Origin of the sequence: Streptomyces barkulensis, assembly GCF_002843305.1 — a bacterium.
Lineage (GTDB): Bacteria > Actinomycetota > Actinomycetes > Streptomycetales > Streptomycetaceae > Streptomyces > Streptomyces barkulensis.
In genome coordinates this window covers 155,782-175,642 of the sequence record NZ_PGSG01000006.1, presented here as the reverse complement: position 1 = coordinate 175,642, position 19,861 = coordinate 155,782, and the positions used below count along the sequence as shown (strand labels likewise).

Sequence of the window (19,861 nt, the reverse complement as noted above, 5' to 3'; positions counted from 1 at the left end):
ACACGAAACCGTGTCCGGGCCCCTCGCCATGCTGCGCCGCCGGATGCGCCACCGGCTTCCGGCGCGGTGTTTGCGGTGTTTCCGCTGTTTCCGCTGTGTCGCCCGGGTTCTCCCGGGCGACAACCGGGTGACCCCCGGGGTGCTTCCTAGCGCTCCACCTCGCCGTTGATGAACTTCTCCACGTTCTCCCGGGCCTGGTCGTCGAAGTACTGGACCGGCGGGGACTTCATGAAGTAGGAGGAGGCCGACAGGATCGGGCCGCCGACACCGCGGTCCTTGGCGATCTTCGCGGCGCGCAGGGCGTCGATGATGACACCGGCGGAGTTCGGGGAGTCCCAGACCTCCAGCTTGTACTCCAGGTTCAGCGGGACGTCGCCGAACGCGCGGCCCTCCAGGCGGACGTAGGCCCACTTGCGGTCGTCCAGCCAGGCCACGTAGTCCGACGGGCCGATGTGGACGTTGTCCTCGCCCATGTCCCGGTCGGGGATCTGGGAGGTGACGGCCTGGGTCTTGGAGATCTTCTTGGACTCCAGGCGCTCGCGCTCGAGCATGTTCTTGAAGTCCATGTTGCCGCCGACGTTGAGCTGCATCGTGCGGTCGAGGATGACACCGCGGTCCTCGAAGAGCTTGGCCAGCACACGGTGCGTGATGGTCGCGCCCACCTGGGACTTGATGTCGTCGCCGACGATCGGGACACCGGCCTCGGCGAACTTGTTCGCCCACTCCTCGGTACCGGCGATGAAGACCGGCAGGGCGTTGACGAAGGCGACACGCGCGTCGATGGCGCACTGCGCGTAGTACTTCGCGGCATCCTCGGAGCCCACCGGGAGGTAGCAGACCAGGACGTCGACCTCGCGGTCCCTGAGGACCTTCACGACGTCGACCGGCTCCTCGGCCGACTCCTCGATGGTCTGGCGGTAGTACTTGCCCAGGCCGTCGAGGGTGTGGCCGCGCTGGACGGTCACGCCGGTGGCGGGCACGTCGCAGATCTTGATGGTGTTGTTCTCACTGGCGCCGATGGCGTCGGCGAGGTCCAGGCCCACCTTCTTGGCGTCCACGTCGAACGCGGCCACGAACTCGATGTCCGAGATGTGGTAGTCGCCGAACTGCACGTGCATCAGACCCGGCACACGGCTCTTCGGGTCGGCGTCCTTGTAGTACTCGACGCCCTGCACCAGCGAGGCGGCGCAGTTGCCCACGCCGACGATGGCTACGCGAACCGAACCCATTGGCGGTTGCTCCCTGTGTTTGTTCCGTGTCGTTTCCGACGGTGGTGTTGGTGCCGGCCCGCTCGGTGCGGACCTTCACGCGGTGTCATCGGACGGATCGGGCGGGGTCTGCCCCCGATGCTGATCACGCCCCGCCCGCTCGCTCTCGATGAGTTCGTTGAGCCAGCGGACCTCGCGCTCCACGGACTCCATGCCGTGTCGCTGCAGTTCGAGGGTGTAGTCGTCCAGCCGCTCCCGCGTGCGGGCCAGGGCGGTGCGCATCTTGGCGAGGCGCTCCTCCAGGCGGCTGCGGCGGCCTTCCAGCACCCGCATCCGCACATCGCGCGAGGTCTGGCCGAAGAAGGCGAAACGGACGCCGAACCCCTCGTCCTCCCAGGTGTCCGGCCCCGTCTGGGAGAGGAGCTCCTCGAAGCGCTCCTTCCCCTCGGCCGTGAGCCGGTAGACGATCTTGGCCCGGCGTCCGGTGAGCGGCGCCGCGAGGGAGTCCTCGGGCTCGTCGCCGGGCTCCTCGGCCAACCATCCGCGCTGGACCAGCGTCTTCAGGCAGGGGTAGAGGGAGCCGTAGCTGAAGGCCCGGAAGACGCCCAGCGAGGTGTTGAGCCGTTTGCGCAGCTCGTAACCGTGCATGGGTGACTCGCGGAGCAGTCCGAGGACGGCGAACTCCAGGATTCCCGAGCGTCTGCCCATCGCCGTCACTCCTTCCACCGGTGTCCGCCGGCCGGCCCGTCCGCGGGCGGCCGCCTCGGGCTCGCGCCCCGTCGTCCTGTGCCATTGTCTCTCACCGATGTATCGACTCGATACATCGGGGCGATAGCGAAGACGATAGAGCGCCTCCACAGGCGCGACAAGGGGGGGTGGGCGCGGGGGAGAGTGAGCGGTTTCACATCGCTCCTTCACTACAGCTCGGTAGCCCCTCTTTCTCCTGAATGCCGGAGATGGGGTTTTCGTACCTACGTAGTCTGTCCGCTGTGCAGAAGGCCACCGGGAACCAACGAGGCGTCGGACGCGTCCTCGTCCCGGGTGCAGTGCGGCCAGTTCTGGGAACGTGGGCGGGCCGCACTTCGGGGGACTGGAAGTACACTGCCGCCTTCAGGCGCGAGCGCCTGCCCGAGGAGTAGCTGTTCCACATGAGCGAGCACCGTCGTAAGCCACCGCAGTCGCGTGGCCGGCGCGCCGCACAGCCGCCGTCAGGCGGTCGGCGTGCCGCACAGCCGTATGGCTCCACCGCTTCCCACGGCATGCCCTCGGACCGCCCCCACGGCGGCCGGGCCGAGGCGCGGCGCGCGGCACAGCGCGCCGGCGGCGGAGGCGGCAGACGCCGGGCGGCCGACAACGCCGGGGACGTCACGGTCGTCGGCCGCAGGCGGGGGCGCTACGAGCCCGAGAAGAAGCGCTTCATCGACTACCCCAGGTCCGGCAAGTACGGCTGGCGGCGCTGGATGCCGTCCTGGAAGCTGGTCACCGGCCTGGCCATGGCCTTCATGGGGATGCTGATCGGCCTCGGCGGGCTGGCGCTGGCCATGGTGGAGGTGCCGGACGAGAACATAGCGGCGCTCCAGCAGAACAACGTCTACTACTGGTCCGACGACACCGTCATGGCCAGAGCCGGGAAGACCAACCGGCAGAACATCAAGATAGAGGACATCCCCGAGTCGATGCAGAAGGCGGTCGTCGCCGCCGAGAACGCAACCTTCTGGGAGGACAAGGGCGTCGACCCGATCGGCATCGGCCGGGCGGTGTTCAACATGGCCACGGGCGGCGACACCCAGGGCGGCTCGACCATCACCCAGCAGTTCGTCAAGAACAACTATCTGAGCCCGGACCAGACCATCGCCCGCAAGGCGCGGGAGCTGTTCATCTCCATCAAGGTCAACGCCCAGATGAGCAAGGAGGAGATCCTCCAGGGCTACCTGAACACCAGCTACTACGGGCGCGGCGCGCACGGTATCCAGGCTGCCTCCCAGGCGTACTTCGAGAAGGACGCCAAGGACCTCACACCCTCCGAGAGCGCACTGCTCACCACCGTCCTCAAGGGCGCCGACCTGTACGACCCGGCCGGCGGCGAGGGGCCCAACTCCTCCCCCGAGGAGAACCGGAAGCGCGCCGTGAAGCGCTGGAACTGGGTGATGGACCGGCAGGTCGATCTGAAGCTGATGGACCAGAGCGAGCGGGACAAGTACAAGTTCCCCAAGATCGCCCCGCGCAAGGCCCAGGCCGGGCTCAACGGGCAGGCCGGCTATCTGGCCGCCCTCGCCGAGGCCGAGGTCAAGAAGACCCTGGGCATCAGCAAGCAGAAGTTCGACCAGGGCGGTTACCAGATCTACACGACCTTCGACAAGAAGAAGACCGCCGCGATGGAGAAGGCGGTCAACAAGGTCACCAAGCAGTACATCGACCCCGAGAAAAGCCCCAAGACCGACAAGTTCGTGCAGTTCGGCGCCGCCTCGGTGGAGCCGGGCACGGGCAAGGTCGTGGCCATCTACGGCGGCCCGGGCTTCGAAAATGGTCACTTCACCAACAACGCGGACACCCTGGGCGTCCCGGTGGGCTCGACGTGGAAGCCGTTCGTGCTGGCCGCGGCCATGGAGCACGGCACCTACAAGAGCAACGGTGTGGGCATCGCACCGAGCAGCGAGTACAACGGCGACAACAAGCTGAAGGTCAAGCAGCAGGACGGCACCGACTACCTGGACAAGGAGGGCAACCCCTTCTACCAGGTGAACGACGGTGACAAGGACCACGGGTACGTCACCCTGCGCCGGGCCATGGAGGTCTCCGCCAACACCCCGTTCGTCCAGCTCGGCATGGACGTGGGCATGGACAAGGTCAAGGGCATGGCGGAGAGCGCGGGCATCGAGAAGGACAGCTTCGACCCGAACCTCAACCCGTCCTTCGCGCTGGGCACCTCCACCCCGGGCGCCATCGAGATGGCCAACTCCTATGCGACCTTCGCCGCCTCGGGAACCCAGGTCGACACCTACACGGTGCGGAGGGTGACGCACAACGGCGAGGAGGAGCCCGGCTTCGAGAAGCCCCAGAAGGAGACGGCGATGGACTCCGACATCGCCGACACCGTCACCGATGTGCTGCGCGGCGTCGTCGAGAAGCCGCACGGCACGGGCACCAGGGCCCAGGGGCTGGGCCGCCCTGTGGCGGGCAAGACCGGTACGACCGACAAGAACAAGTCCGCCTGGTGGGTGGGGTACACCCCGCAGCTGTCCACCGCGGTCACCCTGTTCCGCACGGACCCGGAGAAGCGCACCCTGCTGTCGATGAACAACACGGGTGGTTTCGAATCCATCCACGGTGGCCGGCTGCCCACCGAGGTGTGGACCGCGTACATGAAGAGCGCGCTCAAGGGAGTGCCGACGAAGGACTTCCCCGAGCCCGGTCCGGTCGGCAAGAAGATCGACCAGGTCGGTGCCCCGTCGCCGTCGCCGTCGCCGTCGGAGAGCGAGGAGCCCGAGCCGTCGCCGTCGGAGAGCGAGGAGCCCGAGCCCAGCACGGAGCCGTCGCCGTCCCAGGAGACGCCGTCCGGGCCTCCGTCGAGCACCTGCCGTCCCAACGACTGGTTCTGTGACGACACCGGGGGCACGGACACCGGCGGAACCGACACCGGGGGCACGGACACCGGCGGAACCGACACCGGGGGCACGGACACCGGCGGAACCGACACCGGGGGCACGGACACCGGCGGAACCGACACCGGCGGGAACGGCAATGGAGGAAACGGCGGCAACGGCGGCGGGATCTGGGGCCAGGACGGCTCCTGAGAAAGGCCTCGGGCAGTGACCGCCCTCTGCCGGGACTCCGGCTGGGAGCGCTGAGAAGGACATGGGAAGCGGCGTCGGAAACGGCGCCGCTTCCGGCTTCTCCGGTCCCGGCCGTCCCGGCCGTCCCAGCCTGGCCCGGCCCGCCGGGGCAGCCGGGACCGGCGGGCCACCGCCTCGCGTACCGCGTGCCCGGATCCGCCATACGGCAGGATGTGGCCCATGACGAGCGCGCACCAGGAGCAGCAGGCACCGGTACGGCCCACCGTCCAGGACGAGGTCTCCGCCGCGGGCAGCGAGCTGATCGGCGGGCCGATCGGCAGGCGTGCGCTGACCGGAGGGTCCTGGTGGACGCCGGTACGGGTCGTGCTGCTGGTGATGCTGGGGATGTTCGCGCTCGGCATGGTGCAGAAAGTGCCCTGCTACGAGAGCGGCTGGTTCCGCGGGGCGACCAGCCAGTATGTGCACGCCTGCTACTCCGACATCCCGCACCTCTACACCGGTCGCGGCTTCGCCGCCGATCTCACGCCGTACTTCGACCGCATCCCCCAGGAGGTCTCCGGTGGGATGGAGTATCTGGAGTACCCGGTGCTGACCGGGGTGTTCATGGAGGTGGCGTCCTGGTTCACACCGCAGGGCGGCGAGATGATGCAGCGGCAGCAGATCTACTGGACGGTCAACGCCGGGATGCTGATGGTCTGCGCCGCCGTCCTGGTGGTGTGCGTCGCCCGTACCCACCGGCGGCGCCCATGGGACGCGCTGCTGGTCGCACTCGCCCCGGCCCTCGCGCTCACCGCGACGATCAACTGGGACCTGCTGGCGGTGTCCCTGACCGCCGCCTCGATGCTGATGTGGGCGCGCAGCCGCCCGTTCGCCTCGGGGGTGCTGCTGGGGCTGGCGACCGCCGCCAAGTTCTATCCGTTCCTGCTGCTGGGGCCGCTGCTGGTGCTCTGCTGGCGTGCGGGACGCTGGAGGGCGTTCGGCGCGGCACTGGGCGGAGCCGTGGCCTCCTGGCTGGCGGTGAACCTGCCCGTCATACTGCTCGCCCCGGAGGGCTGGGGAAAGTTCTACGCCTTCAGCCAGGAACGGAACATCGACTTCGGTTCGTTCTGGCTGATCATCTCGCAGCGCACCGGCGACCCGCTGGAGCACGCCAACACCTACGCCACACTGCTGGTGCTGCTGGGCTGTGCGGCGATCGCCCTGCTCACCCTGCGCGCGCCGCGCCGTCCGCGCTTCGCGCAGCTCGCCTTCCTCGTGGTCGCCCTGTTCATCGTGACCAACAAGGTCTACTCGCCGCAGTACGTGCTGTGGCTGATCCCGCTGGCCGCCCTGGCCCGGCCGCGCTGGCGCGACTTCCTGATCTGGCAGGCGTGCGAGGTGATGTACTACCTCGGCATCTGGTTCTACCTGGCCTACACGGGCAGCGGTGACGACCACCATGGGCTGCCCACCGAGGGCTACCAGTTCGCGATCGTGCTCCATCTGCTGGGCACGCTGTATCTGTGCGCCGTGGTGGTGCGGGACATCCTGCTGCCGGACCGGGATGTGGTCCGCCGGGACGGCTCCGACGACCCCTCCGGGGGTGTCCTCGACCACGCACCCGATGTCTTCGTCCTCGGCTCCCGAGGGGATCGCCACCCGGCTCTTCCCGGCTCTCCCCGGCCCTCAGAGCCCTCAGGACACTCAGGGCACTCAGAACCCTCAGAGTCCTCAGAGCTCTCAGAGCCCTCAGGACTCTCAGCTCCCTGAGAACCGGACGGCACGCCGGGAGCCCGGCACCGGCGGGGAACGACGCTCGCCGGTCCCTGCGGTGTTTCACGTGAAACACCGCAGGGACCGGCCGTACCCGGGGCGCTGCGCCTCCCCGACGGGCGGGTGTGTGAGGCTGACCGCATGGCTGTTGTGCGTGATCTGCGCGTGCTCCTGCGCTTCTCCGGCTTCCGCCGACTGCTGGCGGTACGGCTGCTGTCCCAGTCGGCCGACGGAGTCTTCCAGGTCGCGCTCGCCGCCTATGTGGTCTTCTCCCCCGAGCAGCAGACTTCTCCCGCCGCCATCGCCTCCGCGATGGCCGTCCTACTGCTGCCGTACTCGCTGCTCGGCCCCTTCGCCGGAGTACTGCTCGACCGGTGGCAGCGGCGGCAGGTGCTGCTGTTCGGCAATCTGCTGCGCGCCGTGCTGGCGACCGCCACCGCGGCACTGGTGCTGACCTCGGCACCAGTGTGGCTGTTCTACCTCGCCGCGCTCTCGGTCACCGCCGTCAACCGCTTCGTACTCGCCGGGCTCTCCGCCGCGCTGCCGCATGTGGTGGACGGCGAACGGCTGGTGATGGCGAACTCCCTGTCCCCCACTGCGGGCACCCTGGCGGCCACCGCGGGAGGCGGGCTCGCATTCCTCGTGAGGATCCCCGCCCCGGACGGCCCGGGTGCGGACGCCATGGTCGTGGCTCTCGGTGCCGGTCTCTATCTGCTGGGCGCCCTGGCATCACTCCGGATCGGCCGTGGAACGCTCGGGCCTGACACGATCATCCGGGCCCGGCTGAGCATCGCGCTGGCCGATGTCGCACACGGACTGGTCGCCGGGCTCCGCCATCTGGGGGAGCGACGCAGAGCCGCCCAGTCACTCGCCTCGATGGCGGTGCTGCGCTTCTGCTACGGAGCACTGACGGTGATGGTGCTGATGCTGAGCCGGTATGCCTGGGACGGTGGCGGCGGGGGAGGCAGCGGCGACGGCGGAGGCCTGCTGGGCGGAATGGCGCTTCTGGGGCTGGCTGTGGGTGTCTCCGGACTGGGTTTCTTCACCGCGGCCGTCATCACTCCCTGGGCCGTACAGCGCGTCGGCCGGTTCGGCTGGATCGCGTTGTGTGCCGCGGGGGCCGCGGTACTGGTGCCCGCGCTGGCGCTGCCCTTCCGGCCCGTTCCCGTGTTGGGCGCCGCCTTCGTGGTGGGGCTGGCCACTCAGGGCGCGAAGATCACCACGGACACGGTCGTGCAGTCATCGGTGGACGATGTCTATCGGGGAAGGGTCTTCTCCCTGTACGACATGCTCTTCAACGTCGCCTTCGTCGGTGCCGCCGGTGTGGCCGCCTTGATGCTCCTTCCGGACGGCCGTTCGCCGGCTCTGGTGATGACGGTGACGGCGCTGTACGCAGCGGTGGCCGTTGCGGTGTTTCACGTGAAACGCCGCAACGGCCACCGCGACGAGAACAGCGATACGGTCAGTCCCGACCGGCCCACCACTGCCTGAGGGCCTCGGTCGCGGCCTCACGCCCCATCGGGCCGTGCTCCAACCGCAGCTCCAGCAGGTGCCGGTAGGCCTCGCCCACCTCGGGGCCGGGGCGCAGCCCGATGATCTCCATGATCTCGTTGCCGTTGAGATCCGGGCGGATGGAGTCCAGTTCCTCCTGCTCCTTCAGTCGCGCGATGCGCTCCTCCAGGCCGTCGTACGCACGCGACAGGGCGTTGGCCTTGCGCTTGTTGCGCGTGGTGCAGTCCGACCGTGTCAGCTTGTGCAGTCGCTCCAGCAGCGGGCCGGCGTCGCGGACATAGCGCCGCACCGCCGAGTCGGTCCACTCCCCGGTGCCATAGCCGTGGAAGCGAAGGTGCAGCTCGACCAGGCGCGAGACGTCCTTCACCATCTCGCCCGGGTACTTGAGCTTGGTCATCCGGGACTTGGTCATCTTCGCCCCCACCACCTCGTGGTGGTGGAAGGAGACACGCCCGTCCTTCTCGAACCGGCGTGTCTTCGGCTTGCCGATGTCATGCAGCAGAGCCGCCAGCCGCAGGGTGAGGTCCGGACCGTCCTCCTCCAGGTCGATGGCCTGCTCCAGCACGGTCAGGGTGTGCTCGTAGACATCCTTGTGCCGGTGGTGCTCATCCCGCTCCAGGCGCAGCGCGGGCAGCTCGGGCAGGACCCGGTCGGCCAGCCCCGTCGTCACCAGCAGCTCCAGGCCGCGACGGGGCTGATCGGCGAGGATCAGTTTGTTCAGCTCGTCCCGCACCCTCTCGGCCGAGACGATCCCGATCCGCTCGGACATCGCCGTCATCGCGGCGACGACCCCCTCCTCCACCTCGAAACCGAGCTGGGCGGCGAAGCGGGCGGCCCGCATCATCCGCAGCGGGTCGTCGGAGAAGGAGTCCTCGGGGGTGCCGGGCGTACTCAGCACCCGGCGCGCCAGGTCCTCCAGACCCCGGTGCGGGTCGACGAAGGTCTTCTCGGGCAGCACGACCGCCATCGCGTTGACGGTGAAGTCCCGGCGGACCAGGTCCTCCTCGATCGAGTCGCCGTAGGAGACCTCGGGCTTGCGCGAGGTCCGGTCGTACGACTCCGACCGGTACGTGGTGACCTCGATCTGGTAGTCGTCCTTGCGGCAGCCCACCGTGCCGAAGGCGATACCCACCTCCCACACCGCGTCCGCCCACGGCCGGACCAGGGCCAGGATGTCCTGCGGCCGGGCATCGGTGGTGAAGTCCAGGTCGTTGCCGAGCCTGCCCAGCAGCGCGTCGCGCACGGAACCGCCGACCAGGGCCAGGGTGAATCCGGCATCCTTGAAGCGGCGGGCCAGGTCGTCGGCGACGGGGGACACCCGCAGCAGTTCGCTCACGGCTCTGCGCTGGGCTTCCCCCAGCACCGCCGGAGGAGCCCCTCGGGTGGGCCCGTGGGCCTGCTGCTGGGGATGGCTGTCAGTGTTGGCGTTCGGCACAGCAGAACAGGGTACGTGGCCTGCCTCCCGTCGGTCCTCCCCGTTACTCTCCCGGCCCGTCGGCCACTCCCGGCCCGTGGTCGGTTCCGTGGTCGGTTCCGCAGTCGGCCCCATGGTCGGCTCCGCGGCACTCACGGTCGGCGGGGATCGTTAGCATCTGAGTGCGTCACAGCAGCGGCAGACCAGTAGCAGGCCAGCGGCAGACCATTGGCAGATCGGCAGCGCACCGGTACGGACGACCGGCGGACAGGATGGACGAGGCACGTGGCCGAGGCGGCACAGACCCCAGGGACCCCCTTCGCTCCTGCCCGTCGCCGATGGGCGGTGCGCTGCACGGCCGTGCTGGCCGCCTCCCTGCCGCTGCTGGCGGGAGTGGCCGCCCAGTCCCCTGCCGAGGCCGCCGCCGCGCCCTCGGCCCCCTCCGCGTTCTCAGTCCCTTCCGCCCAGGCGGCGCCGGCGACCCCCACCGCCGACGAGTCCCGTACGGCCTCGGTCTCCATCACCGGGCTCACCCCCTCGGTTCCGGGCAAGGGTGACACGGTCACCGTCTCCGGCCGCGTCAGCAACAGAACCTCGTCCGACATCACCGAGGCCAAGGTAGCGCTGCGCCCCGGCACCCGGCTGACCACACGCAGCGCGATCGACCGCGCCGACTCGCGCACCGCCTACGTGCCCGGGGTCGACGGAGAGGAGATCGGCGGCAAGGGCACCGTGAAGATCGGTGACCTCCCCCCGGGAGCCGGCTTCTCCTTCACCCTGAGCGTGCCGGCCGACAAGCTGCCGTTCGACGAGCCCGGGGTGTACCAGCTCGGTGTGTCGCTGTCGGGCCGGATGGCCGACGAGGCGTACGGACGCGTCCTGGGCATCGAGCGGGCCATCCTGCCGTGGCAGCCTTCCGCGCCCGAGCAGGCCACACAGCTGACCTTCCTGTGGCCGCTGATCTCCTCCACCCACGTCACGGCCCGCACCGAGTCCGGGGACCGGCGGCGGATTCCGGTGTTCGAGGACGACGACCTCGAAGCCGAGATCGCGCCCGGCGGGCGGCTCCAGCAGATGGTCGCCCTGGGCAGCAAGCTGCCGGTCACCTGGGTGGTCGACCCGGATCTGCTCGCATCCGTGGAGGCGATGACCAACAACTACAAGGTGCTGACCGAGGACGGCCGGGAGGTCGCCGGAAAGGGCCAGGCCGACGCCCGGCGGTGGCTGCACGAGCTGCGGCAGGCGGTGGAGGACGGGGAGGTCGTGGCCCTGCCCTTCGGCGACCCGGATCTCGCCTCCCTCGCCCACCGGGGCAAGAAGGTCTCCGGCGCGCTCAGCCACCTGGGGCCGGCCACCGAACTGGGCCGGATGACGGTGGAGACCACCCTGCTCACCGAGCCCAGCACCGACTTCGCCTGGCCGGTGGAGGGCGCCGTAGACCCCTCCATCGTCTCCGTGGCCACCTCTGCGGGCGCCCACAACGTCATCGCCCGCAGCGACAGCATGCGCGAACCCGCCTCCCTGAACCACACCCCCACCGCCGCCCGGCCGATCGGCGGCGGCACCACCGCGATCGTGGCGGACGCCCGGCTGTCGAAACTGTTCCGGGGGGACATGACCCGGGCCGACGGCTCCACGCGGGCCGTACAGCGATTCCTGGCCCACACCCAGTCGATCACCGCGCAGCAGCCGGGCCGGCAACGCAGCATCGTGGTGACCCCCCAGCGGATGCCCACCGTCAGCCAGGCCCAGGCGATGGCCGACGCACTCGACACACTCCAACTCGACGGGCGCTGGGCTGAGTTCGTGAGCCTGGCCGAGGCCGCGGAAGCCGATCCGGATCCGCGGGCCGGCCGGAAGGTGCCGGGGCAGGGCTCCTACCCGGACTCGCTGCGCAAACGGGAGCTGCGGACCGAGTCCTTCGAGGAGATCCGTGCCATCCGGAACACCCTGGGCGACTTCAAGAGCATCCTGTCCGAGCCGGCCCGGGTGGAGACGCCCTTCAACAGCGCACTCCACCGCTCGATGTCCGTCTCCTGGCGCGGTGACCGCGAGGCGGCGGCGGAGTACCGGGACTCGGTGGGCGACTACCTGGAGGAGCTGACGGGCGGTGTCCGGCTGATCGAGAAGTCGGACATGAAGCTGTCCGGCCGCAGCGCCACCATTCCGGTGACCGTGCAGAACAAGCTCCTCCAGGACGTGGAGAACCTGGAGCTGCGGCTGGTCTCCGGACGCCGGATCGGCCTGGACGTCGGCGAGGCACAGCCGGTCACGGTGGAGGGCGGGCACAGCCAGTCGGTGAAGGTCCCCACCACCGCCAAGGCCAACGGCCGCACCTGGGTCGAGGCCCGGCTCTACACCGAGGACGGCGATCCCTGGGGCGAGGCGATGAGGTTCCAGGTGGAGGTCACCGAGATCACCTCCGCGGTGATGCTGGTGATCTCCGGCGGAGTCCTTCTCGTGGTGCTGGCCGGGGTGCGGATGTACACCCAGCGCAAGCGCATCGGCGAACAGCCGGACCCGGACGCCCCCCTGGTGCGGCATGCGGACGGACCGGAGGAGCGGGGGGAGCCGGAGGAGTCCGCGGGAGCCGCGGAGGCCGGCGGAAGGCCCGCCGCGGAGGCCGGGGGCGGGCAGGCGGGTGACCCCGCCGGGAACACCGGAGCCGGACGTCGCGACCCCTCCGGTGCGGGTGAGAAGGTGGAGCGTTGAGCGAGCTGTCGGGGCCGGGGAAGACGGCCGCGGACGATGAGGTGGGGTTGCAGCGATGAACGCGCCGTACGACCGTGACCGCGGTGATGCGCCCGGCGGTGGGGAGCCGGCCGTTCCGGGCGGCCAGGACGCGCAGGAGCGGTACCCGTACCGGCAGTACCCGTACGGCCGGAACACCTCCCGGCCCGCCCCTCACGGCGCCCACGGGCAGCCGGGGCGGGGCGGCGACTCGGCGACCGTGCGCTTCACGGGCGTGGACGACCTGCTGGACGCAGGGGCGCGGGAGAGCGGGGGGCACGCCCGCGACGACGCCTTCGCACACCTCTTCCACGACCAGCAGGCGTCCCCGTCCCAGGAGCACCGGCAGTACCCGCCGGCCGGGCCGCAGGGAGAGCCGTACGAGCAGGGGCGGCCGTACGAGCAGGGGCAGCCCTCGGGGCCGTACGCACCACAGGATCCGTACGCGCCGCAGGCGGCTCCCGGAGCCCAGAGCCCCTACGGACCGCAGGAGTCCTACGGGCAGCCCCCGCAGCCCGGCCCGCAGCAGCCTCCGTCCCCCGCCGTCTCCGGACCACAGTCCCCACCGCCGCCACCGCCACCGCAGGCGGCACCGGCACCGGCACCGGAAGACACCGCCGCGGAACCGCTTCCCGAGGCGGCGGGCAAGTCCGCCCGCCGGGGCGGCGGCATACTGAAGTCCAGCGCCATCATGGCCGCGGGCACGATGGTCTCCCGGCTCACGGGCTTCGTCCGCACCCTGGTGATCACCGCAGCGCTCGGCGCCGCACTCCTCGGCGACGCCTACACCGTGGCGTACACACTGCCGACGATGATCTACATCCTGTCCATCGGCGGCGGTCTGAACTCCGTCTTCGTGCCGCAGCTCGTACGCGCCATGAAGAACGACGAGGACGGCGGTGAGGCATACGCCAACCGTCTCCTCACCCTGGTCATGGTCGTCCTCGGCGGCCTGGTCGCCCTCACGGTGCTGGGTGCGCCGCTGCTGGTGCGGGCACTGTCCGTGCAGATCGCCGACGACCCGGCCGCCAACAACGTGGCGGTCACCTTCGCCCGCTACTGCCTGCCCACGATCTTCTTCATGGGCGTCCACGTCGTCATGGGCCAGATCCTCAACGCCCGGGGCCGCTTCGGCGCGATGATGTGGACCCCCGTCCTGAACAACATCGTCATCATCACCACGTTCGGTCTCTTCATCTGGGTGTACGGCACGGCCCGCACTTCCGGGATGAGTGTGGAGACGATCCCGCCGGAGGGCGTCCGGCTGCTCGGCGTCGGCACCCTGCTGGGGCTGGTCGTCCAGTCCCTGGCGATGATCCCCTACCTGCGCGCCACCGGTTTCCGTGTCCGCCCGCGCTTCGACTGGCGCGGCCACGGCCTGGGCAAGGCCGCCCGCCTCGCCAAGTGGACCTTCCTGTTCGTCCTGGCCAACCAGGCGGGCGTCCTGGTCGTCACTCAGCTCGCCACCTGGGCCGGCAAGGCCGCCGACGCCGACGGCCACCCGGGCACCGGCATCCTCGGCTACAGCAACGCCCAGCTGATCTGGCAGATGCCGCAGGCCATCATCACCGTCTCGGTGATGGCCGCCCTGCTGCCGAGGATCTCCCGCGCCGCCCACGACGGTGATCCGGCCGCCGTCCGCGACGACATCTCGCACGGACTGCGTACCTCGGCCGTCGCCATCGTGCCCGTGTCCTTCGCCTTCGTGGCCCTCGGCGTGCCGATGTGCCTGCTGATGTACTCCTCCGCGACCGTCGACGCGGCCACCTCGATGGGTTACATCCTGATGGCCTTCGGCCTCGGACTGATCCCCTACTCCGTGCAGTACGTGGTCCTGCGCGGCTTCTACGCATACGAGGACACCCGCACCCCCTTCTACAACACGGTGATCGTGGCCGCCTGCAACGCCGCGGGCTCCGTTCTGGCCTTCCTTCTGCTGCCCAGCCACTGGGCGGTCGCCGGTATGGCCGCCGCCTACGGTCTCGCCTACGCCGTGGGCGTCGGCGTCGCCTGGAAGCGGCTGAGCAGGAAGCTGGGCGGCGATCTGGACGGCCCCCGCATCGTGCGCGCCTACGCCAGGCTCTGCGGCGCCGGCGTCCCGGCCGCCCTGGCCGGCGGCACGGTCGCCTACTTCATCGTCCGGGCCCTCGGCCCCGGCTTCGTCAGCGGTGCCGCGGCCCTGGCCGCGGGCGGCCTGGTGCTGGGCGCGGTCTTCGTTCTGGCGGCCCGGCGTATGCGGGTGGAGGAACTGACCGCCATGATGGGCATGGTCCGCGCGAAGCTCGGCCGCTGACGGCCCTCCGAGGCCGGTCGCACAACCTTCGGCCCCACCCGTGTGTCGTGCACAGCGGCGGACTGTGGGCACAATTGTCTCTGGCTGTGTCGGGAAACAGGCTGTAACGAATGGGGAGGCGGGAGCGACGGTGGCGGAACGGAGCACGGCTGCCGTCGACGTGACCGGCGAAAGCGGCGGGACGGACGGCGGGAACAAGCCGCCGACCGCCGCTGTCGAGCGGGCCACGGCCGACGGTTCCACGGACCACGACGGCGATGACAGCGCAACGGCGGAAGCCTCCGGCGCCCCTGATACCACCGACGCGGTGACATCGGCCCCCGAGCCCTCCCAGACCCCGCAGCCGCCCGAGCTGCACAGCGGTCACAAGCTCGCCCGGCGCTACCGTCTGGAGGAGTGCATCACCCGTCTGGACGGCTTCAGCAGTTGGCGAGCCGTCGACGAGAAACTGCGCCGCGCCGTCGGCGTCCATCTCCTCGCGGCCGACCACCCCCGCGCCCGACCGGTCCTGGCCGCCGCCCGCTCCGCGGCCCTCCTCGGCGATCCCCGCTTCGTGCAGGTACTGGACGCGGTCGAGGAGAACGACCTCGTCTACGTCGTCCACGAGTGGCTCCCGGACGCCACCCCCCTCACAGCCCTTCTCGCCTCCGGCCCGCTGCCCACCCACGAGGCCTATCAGCTCGTCAGCCAGATCACCCAGGCGATGGCCGCCGCCCACCGCGAGGGCCTGGCTCATCTGCGACTGACCCCCGGCTGCGTCCTGCGCACCGCCGCCGGCCAGTACCGCATCCGCGGCCTCGCCGTGAACGCCGCCCTGCGCGGCATCACCTCCGACCATCCCCAGCGCACCGACACCGAGGCGATCGGCGCTCTGCTCTACGCCTCTCTCACCCACCGCTGGCCGTACGGCGAGGACGCCTACGGCCTCGGCGGCATGGCCGAGCTGACCGGCGACTCCCTCGTCCCCCCGGACCAGGTACGCGCCGGGGTGCACCGCGGGCTCTCCGAGCTGGCCATGCGCGCGATGGTCAACGACGGCGCCACCGCCTCCCGCCAGGAACAGCCCTGCACCACCCCCGAGGAGCTGGCCAAGGCGATCGCCGCGCTGCCGCGTATCCGGCCGCCCGAGCCCGAGTTCACCGCTCCGCCGCCGTACCAGGGCCCCGGTTACCGGCAGGGGGTCTACGGCGGTCCCGTGCCCCGTCCTCCCGCGGGGCCCGCAGGCGCGCCCACCGTGACGACGGCGCCGGCGCCCCCCGCGCTGCCCGGCCGCGCCGGCAGGCTGCTGAAGTGGGGCGTATCCGCTCTGCTCATCGCCGCACTGGGACTGGGAAGCTGGCAACTGGCCGACACCCTCCTGAAGGGCGGCGAGCCCCCGGCGCCGGACCCGGGGCAGAGCGAGATCGAGCAGCAGAAGCAGCCGGAGACCGCTCCCACGGGCAAGCCGGTCGAGATCTCCCTCGCCAAGGACTTCGACCCGTTCGGTGGCGACCCCACCGAGAACAGCGGCCAGGTGGGCAACGCGATCGACGGCGACGCCGGAACCTTCTGGCAGACCATGTATTACAACAGCGCGAAGTTCGGGAATCTCAAGGACGGCGTGGGTCTGATCCTCGACCTGGGCGAGGCCCGGCAGATCAGCACCGTCAAGGTCGGTTTCAAGGGCGGTACCTCCGTCGATTTCCTGGCGACGGACGAGGACACCGCGCGGATGCCCGGCTCGCTGAACGGCTTCAGCAAGGTCAGCAGCGGTTCCGGAACCAAAGTGGAGCTCAAGGCCAAGAAGCCGATCAGGACGCGCTACGTTCTGGTGTGGCTCACCGAACTCCCCCTGACGGAGGAAGGCAACTACCGTGGCCGCATCACGGAGGTCGAGGTCCTCAGCTGACCTGCCGCCCGTGGATACAGCGGACTGAGGAGGGGACCGGCTGGTGGGCGACGAGGTGACGGGTGGCGCCGTCGACGGTGCCGGGAGAACGAGCGGCTCCGATGACGCGGACAGAGTCGACGACAGGGAGCTCCTCGCCCGCCATGTCGCCGGCGATCCACAGGCCTTCGGTGAGATCGTGCGCCGTCATCGCGACCGGCTCTGGGCCGTGGCCCTGCGCGTTCTGAGGGACCGGGAGGAAGCCGCCGACGCCGTCCAGGACGCCTTTGTCTCCGCTTACCGAAGCGCCCACACCTTCCAGGGGCGGTCCGCGGTCACCACCTGGCTGCACCGCATCACCGTGAACGCCTGTCTGGACCGCGCACGCAAGGCGGCCAGCCGCCGCACCTCGCCCATCGCCGAGCCCGAGCGCCTGGAACAACTCCTGGAGCCGCACGAGTCCGCCGCCGTGCCCGCCGAGCGCCAGGACCTTCACCGCCAGCTCATCGCCGCGCTCTCCCAATTGCCGCCGGAGCAGCGGGCGGCGCTCGTCCTCGTCGATATGCAGGGCTATCCGGTCGCCGAGGCGGCCCGCATCCTCAATGTCGCCGTCGGAACCGTCAAGAGCCGCTGCGCCCGCGGCAGAGCCCGACTGCTGCCATTGGTCGGCCATCTACGCTCGGAGGGTCCGGCTGCGGGGACCCGGGCGGGCGCCGGCAGAAGGAACCGGACACAGGGGGCACCCGTCCCACCGGCAAGAGGGAAACCAGGCACCGGGGCCGTGAAGGGCGGAGGTGAGCACGCATGACGTCCATGTCTTCCACGTCGTTCGGCGCTGACGGGCATCCCGAGGTCGACGAGATCTCCGACTTCACCGAGGGGCTGCTCCCCCCGGAACGCTCGGCCGATGTACGCGCCCATCTGTCGGGCTGCGCGCTGTGCGCAGACGTACGGGCCTCCCTGGATGAGATCCGCGACACGCTGGGCACCCTTCCGGAGCCGGCCCCGATGCCGTCCGATGTGGCGGGCCGTATCGACGCCGCGCTGGCCGCCGAGGCCCTGCTCAGCGCCTCCGCTCCCTCCGGCGATGAGACCCGGGGTGCTTCCCCCTCGGCCTCTTCTGCGGATACACCGACCGCTGTTTCACGTGAAACGACCCGCTCCATTCGGCCCACGGGCCGGTCTACCGATCGCCCGGCAGGGCGACCGCGAGGCGCCGGAGGCCCGGGCAGGGCCGGCAGCAGGCGGCCGCGCCGCTGGGGCACCGCCCTGCTCGGCACCGCGGGTGCGGCAGCCCTTCTCACCCTCGGCACGGTCTTCCTTCCAGGCGTGGGAGCAGACTTCTCCGGAGGCACGGACAAGGGTGTGGCCGCAGACGCCGGTGCGGAAAGCGACCGGAGTGATCAGGCGCTGGAGGCACGCGTACGGTCCCTGCTGGCCGGCAGCGAATCGGGGAAGCGGGAGCAGGAGGGTCAAGGGAGCCTGAAAAAGACGGATCCCGGTTCTCCCGACTTCAGCCTCAAGGCAAGCCCCGAGTCCCCGGGCACGTCCACGACCACCATGCCGCTGTGCGTTCGTGAGGGCGTCGACCGTGACGAGACACCTCTGGCCGTCGGCATGAGTGACTACGAGGGACGACAGGCGTACATCGTGGTCCTGCCGCATGAGGCCGACGGTTCCCGGGTGGATGCCTATGTGATCGACGCCGACTGCGTCGGCAAGGAGTCTCCCGCCGCCGGCACGGTGCTGACCACCCGTACCTATCCGCGCTGAGCGTCCCGTCCACGCAATACCACGGCCGGGAATGCCTGGCTCCTAGGATTCGTTGGGTGGGGTAAGCCTCCCCAAGGCGATGCTCCCGACAGGCATCGGTAAACCCATCGGCAGACAAGGAAGACTCCGTGAGCGACGTCCGCAACGTGATCATCATCGGCTCCGGGCCGGCGGGATACACCGCAGCGCTCTACACCGCCCGCGCCGCCCTGAAGCCGCTGGTCTTCGAAGGCTCGGTGACCGCCGGCGGCGCGCTGATGAACACCACCGAGGTGGAGAACTTCCCCGGCTTCCGCGACGGCATCATGGGCCCGGACCTGATGGACAACATGCGCGCCCAGGCCGAGCGGTTCGGCGCCGAACTGATCGCCGACGACATCACCGCCGTCGACCTCGAGGGCGAGATCAAGACCGTGACCGACTCGGCCGGCACCACCCACCGGGCCCGCGCCGTCATCGTCGCCACCGGCTCGGCCTACCGCAAGCTCGGCCTGCCCCGGGAGGAGGAGCTGTCCGGCCGCGGAGTGTCCTGGTGCGCCACCTGCGACGGGTTCTTCTTCCGCAACCAGCACATCGCGGTGGTCGGCGGCGGCGACACCGCCATGGAGGAGGCCACCTTCCTGTCCCGCTTCGCCGAGAAGGTCACCATCGTCCACCGCCGCGACACCCTGCGGGCCTCCAAGGCGATGCAGGAGCGGGCCTTCGCCGACGAGAAGATCGAGTTCGTGTGGAACAGCGAGGTCGCCGAGCTCCACGAGGACGGCGGCAAGCTGTCCGGGCTGACCCTGCGCGACACCACCACCGGCGCCACCTCCCAGCTGCCGGTGACCGGGCTGTTCATCGCCATCGGCCACGACCCGCGCACCGAGCTGTTCCACGGCCAGCTCAACCTGGACGGCGAGGGCTACCTGACCGTCGACGCGCCGAGCACCCGCACCAACATCCCCGGCGTCTTCGCCGCCGGCGACGTGGTCGACCACACCTACCGCCAGGCCATCACCGCCGCCGGCACCGGCTGCTCCGCCGCCCTGGACGCCGAGCGCTATCTGGCCGCCCTGGTCGACGCCCCGGAGAAGCACCACGCCGAGCCGGAGAAGACCGACGAGGCCGCGGCCGCCGCCGCCCTCTGAGACCACCACCACTCCACCCCCGAGAAACAAGGAGATCGTTATGGCCACCGTGACCGCCACCGACGCCACCTTCGAGGAAGTCGTCCTCAAGAGCGACAAGCCCGTCCTGGTCGACTTCTGGGCAGCCTGGTGCGGTCCGTGCCGTCAGATCGCCCCGTCGCTGGAGGCGATCTCGGAGGAGCAGGCCGACAAGCTCACCATCGTCAAGCTCAACATCGACGAGAACCCGGCCACGGCCGCCAAGTACGGGATCATGTCCATCCCGACGATGAACGTCTACCAGGGCGGCGAGGTCGTGAAGACCATCGTCGGCGCCAAGCCCAAGGCCGCCATCGAGCGCGACCTGGCCGACTTCATCGGCTGACGTTTCACGTGGAACAGGCCCGCC

At 70.1% G+C, this 19,861-nt stretch carries 13 protein-coding genes; 10 read left to right on the top strand and 3 right to left on the bottom strand.

Features of this window, described 5'->3' with window-relative positions; translation table 11 throughout:
* Nucleotides 1-146 precede the first annotated feature (146 nt).
* Both CUT83_RS01200 and CUT83_RS01195 read right to left on the bottom strand, forming a co-directional pair.
* Entirely contained in the window at nt 147-1,229 is a 1,083-nt protein-coding gene (locus tag CUT83_RS01200; RefSeq protein ID WP_101253999.1) for an inositol-3-phosphate synthase, read from the bottom strand.
* Between the two features lie 75 nt (nt 1,230-1,304).
* Nucleotides 1,305-1,916: a PadR family transcriptional regulator gene (locus CUT83_RS01195; protein ID WP_101253998.1), complete on the bottom strand. Its 612-nt coding sequence runs from the start codon at nt 1,914-1,916 to the stop codon at nt 1,305-1,307.
* A gap of 440 nt (nt 1,917-2,356) precedes the next feature.
* Between CUT83_RS01195 and CUT83_RS01190 the strand changes: the two genes are divergently transcribed.
* The 3 genes from CUT83_RS01190 to CUT83_RS01180 all read left to right on the top strand — a co-directional run bounded on the left by CUT83_RS01190 (nt 2,357) and on the right by CUT83_RS01180 (nt 8,245).
* Nucleotides 2,357-5,002 carry a transglycosylase domain-containing protein gene (locus CUT83_RS01190; RefSeq protein ID WP_101253997.1) on the top strand — a complete coding sequence of 882 codons (2,646 nt, stop codon included), beginning with the start codon at nt 2,357-2,359 and terminating at the stop codon, nt 5,000-5,002.
* Between the two features lie 219 nt (nt 5,003-5,221).
* Complete coding sequence (locus CUT83_RS01185; protein WP_173914999.1) at nt 5,222-6,751, top strand: glycosyltransferase family 87 protein; 1,530 nt, start codon at nt 5,222-5,224, stop codon at nt 6,749-6,751.
* Between the two features lie 144 nt (nt 6,752-6,895).
* A complete protein-coding gene (locus CUT83_RS01180) occupies nt 6,896-8,245 on the top strand; it encodes an MFS transporter (protein ID WP_101253995.1) in 1,350 nt (449 codons plus the stop codon).
* On the opposite strand, the gene CUT83_RS01175 is transcribed toward CUT83_RS01180, so the two are convergent.
* Nucleotides 8,217-9,701 (bottom strand): CCA tRNA nucleotidyltransferase, encoded by a 1,485-nt coding sequence (locus tag CUT83_RS01175; protein ID WP_420882445.1) that lies wholly within the window; start codon nt 9,699-9,701, stop codon nt 8,217-8,219. The genes CUT83_RS01180 and CUT83_RS01175 overlap by 29 nt on opposite strands.
* A 264-nt stretch (nt 9,702-9,965) precedes the next feature.
* Here CUT83_RS01175 and CUT83_RS01170 point away from each other — a divergent pair, with 264 nt between their 5' ends.
* The 7 genes from CUT83_RS01170 to trxA all read left to right on the top strand — a co-directional run bounded on the left by CUT83_RS01170 (nt 9,966) and on the right by trxA (nt 19,837).
* Nucleotides 9,966-12,392, top strand: a complete 2,427-nt coding sequence (locus CUT83_RS01170) for a DUF6049 family protein (protein ID WP_101253993.1) — start codon at nt 9,966-9,968, stop codon at nt 12,390-12,392.
* A 55-nt stretch (nt 12,393-12,447) separates the two neighbouring features.
* Nucleotides 12,448-14,703 carry a murein biosynthesis integral membrane protein MurJ gene (gene murJ / locus CUT83_RS01165; RefSeq protein ID WP_101253992.1) on the top strand — a complete coding sequence of 752 codons (2,256 nt, stop codon included), beginning with the start codon at nt 12,448-12,450 and terminating at the stop codon, nt 14,701-14,703.
* Between the two features lie 130 nt (nt 14,704-14,833).
* Nucleotides 14,834-16,591: a protein kinase family protein gene (locus CUT83_RS01160; RefSeq protein WP_101253991.1), complete on the top strand. Its 1,758-nt coding sequence runs from the start codon at nt 14,834-14,836 to the stop codon at nt 16,589-16,591.
* A 55-nt stretch (nt 16,592-16,646) separates the two neighbouring features.
* The gene (gene sigM, locus CUT83_RS01155; RefSeq protein WP_101254068.1) at nt 16,647-17,378 is read left to right on the top strand and encodes an RNA polymerase sigma factor SigM; all 732 of its coding nucleotides are present in this window, start codon (nt 16,647-16,649) and stop codon (nt 17,376-17,378) included.
* Nucleotides 17,375-18,343: an anti-sigma factor family protein gene (locus CUT83_RS01150; protein WP_101253990.1), complete on the top strand. Its 969-nt coding sequence runs from the start codon at nt 17,375-17,377 to the stop codon at nt 18,341-18,343. The genes sigM and CUT83_RS01150 overlap by 4 nt, the downstream gene beginning before the upstream one ends.
* Before the next feature lie 128 nt (nt 18,344-18,471).
* Complete coding sequence (gene trxB / locus CUT83_RS01145; protein WP_101253989.1) at nt 18,472-19,473, top strand: thioredoxin-disulfide reductase; 1,002 nt, start codon at nt 18,472-18,474, stop codon at nt 19,471-19,473.
* A gap of 34 nt (nt 19,474-19,507) precedes the next feature.
* Nucleotides 19,508-19,837, top strand: coding sequence for a thioredoxin (trxA, locus tag CUT83_RS01140; RefSeq protein ID WP_101253988.1), 330 nt, complete (start codon nt 19,508-19,510; stop codon nt 19,835-19,837).
* The last annotated feature ends 24 nt before the right edge of the window (nt 19,838-19,861 follow it).

Bases quoted from the DNA above. Each gene is read 5' to 3' on its own strand.
- CUT83_RS01200 (WP_101253999.1), bottom strand. From the start codon at position 1,229: ATGGGTTCGGTTCGCGTAGCCATCGTCGGCGTGGGCAACTGCGCCGCC.
- CUT83_RS01185 (WP_173914999.1), top strand. From the start codon at position 5,222: ATGACGAGCGCGCACCAGGAGCAGCAGGCACCGGTACGGCCCACCGTC.
- murJ (WP_101253992.1), top strand. From the start codon at position 12,448: ATGAACGCGCCGTACGACCGTGACCGCGGTGATGCGCCCGGCGGTGGG.
- CUT83_RS01150 (WP_101253990.1), top strand. From the start codon at position 17,375: ATGACGTCCATGTCTTCCACGTCGTTCGGCGCTGACGGGCATCCCGAG.
- CUT83_RS01190 (WP_101253997.1), top strand. From the start codon at position 2,357: ATGAGCGAGCACCGTCGTAAGCCACCGCAGTCGCGTGGCCGGCGCGCC.
- CUT83_RS01195 (WP_101253998.1), bottom strand. From the start codon at position 1,916: ATGGGCAGACGCTCGGGAATCCTGGAGTTCGCCGTCCTCGGACTGCTC.
- CUT83_RS01180 (WP_101253995.1), top strand. From the start codon at position 6,896: ATGGCTGTTGTGCGTGATCTGCGCGTGCTCCTGCGCTTCTCCGGCTTC.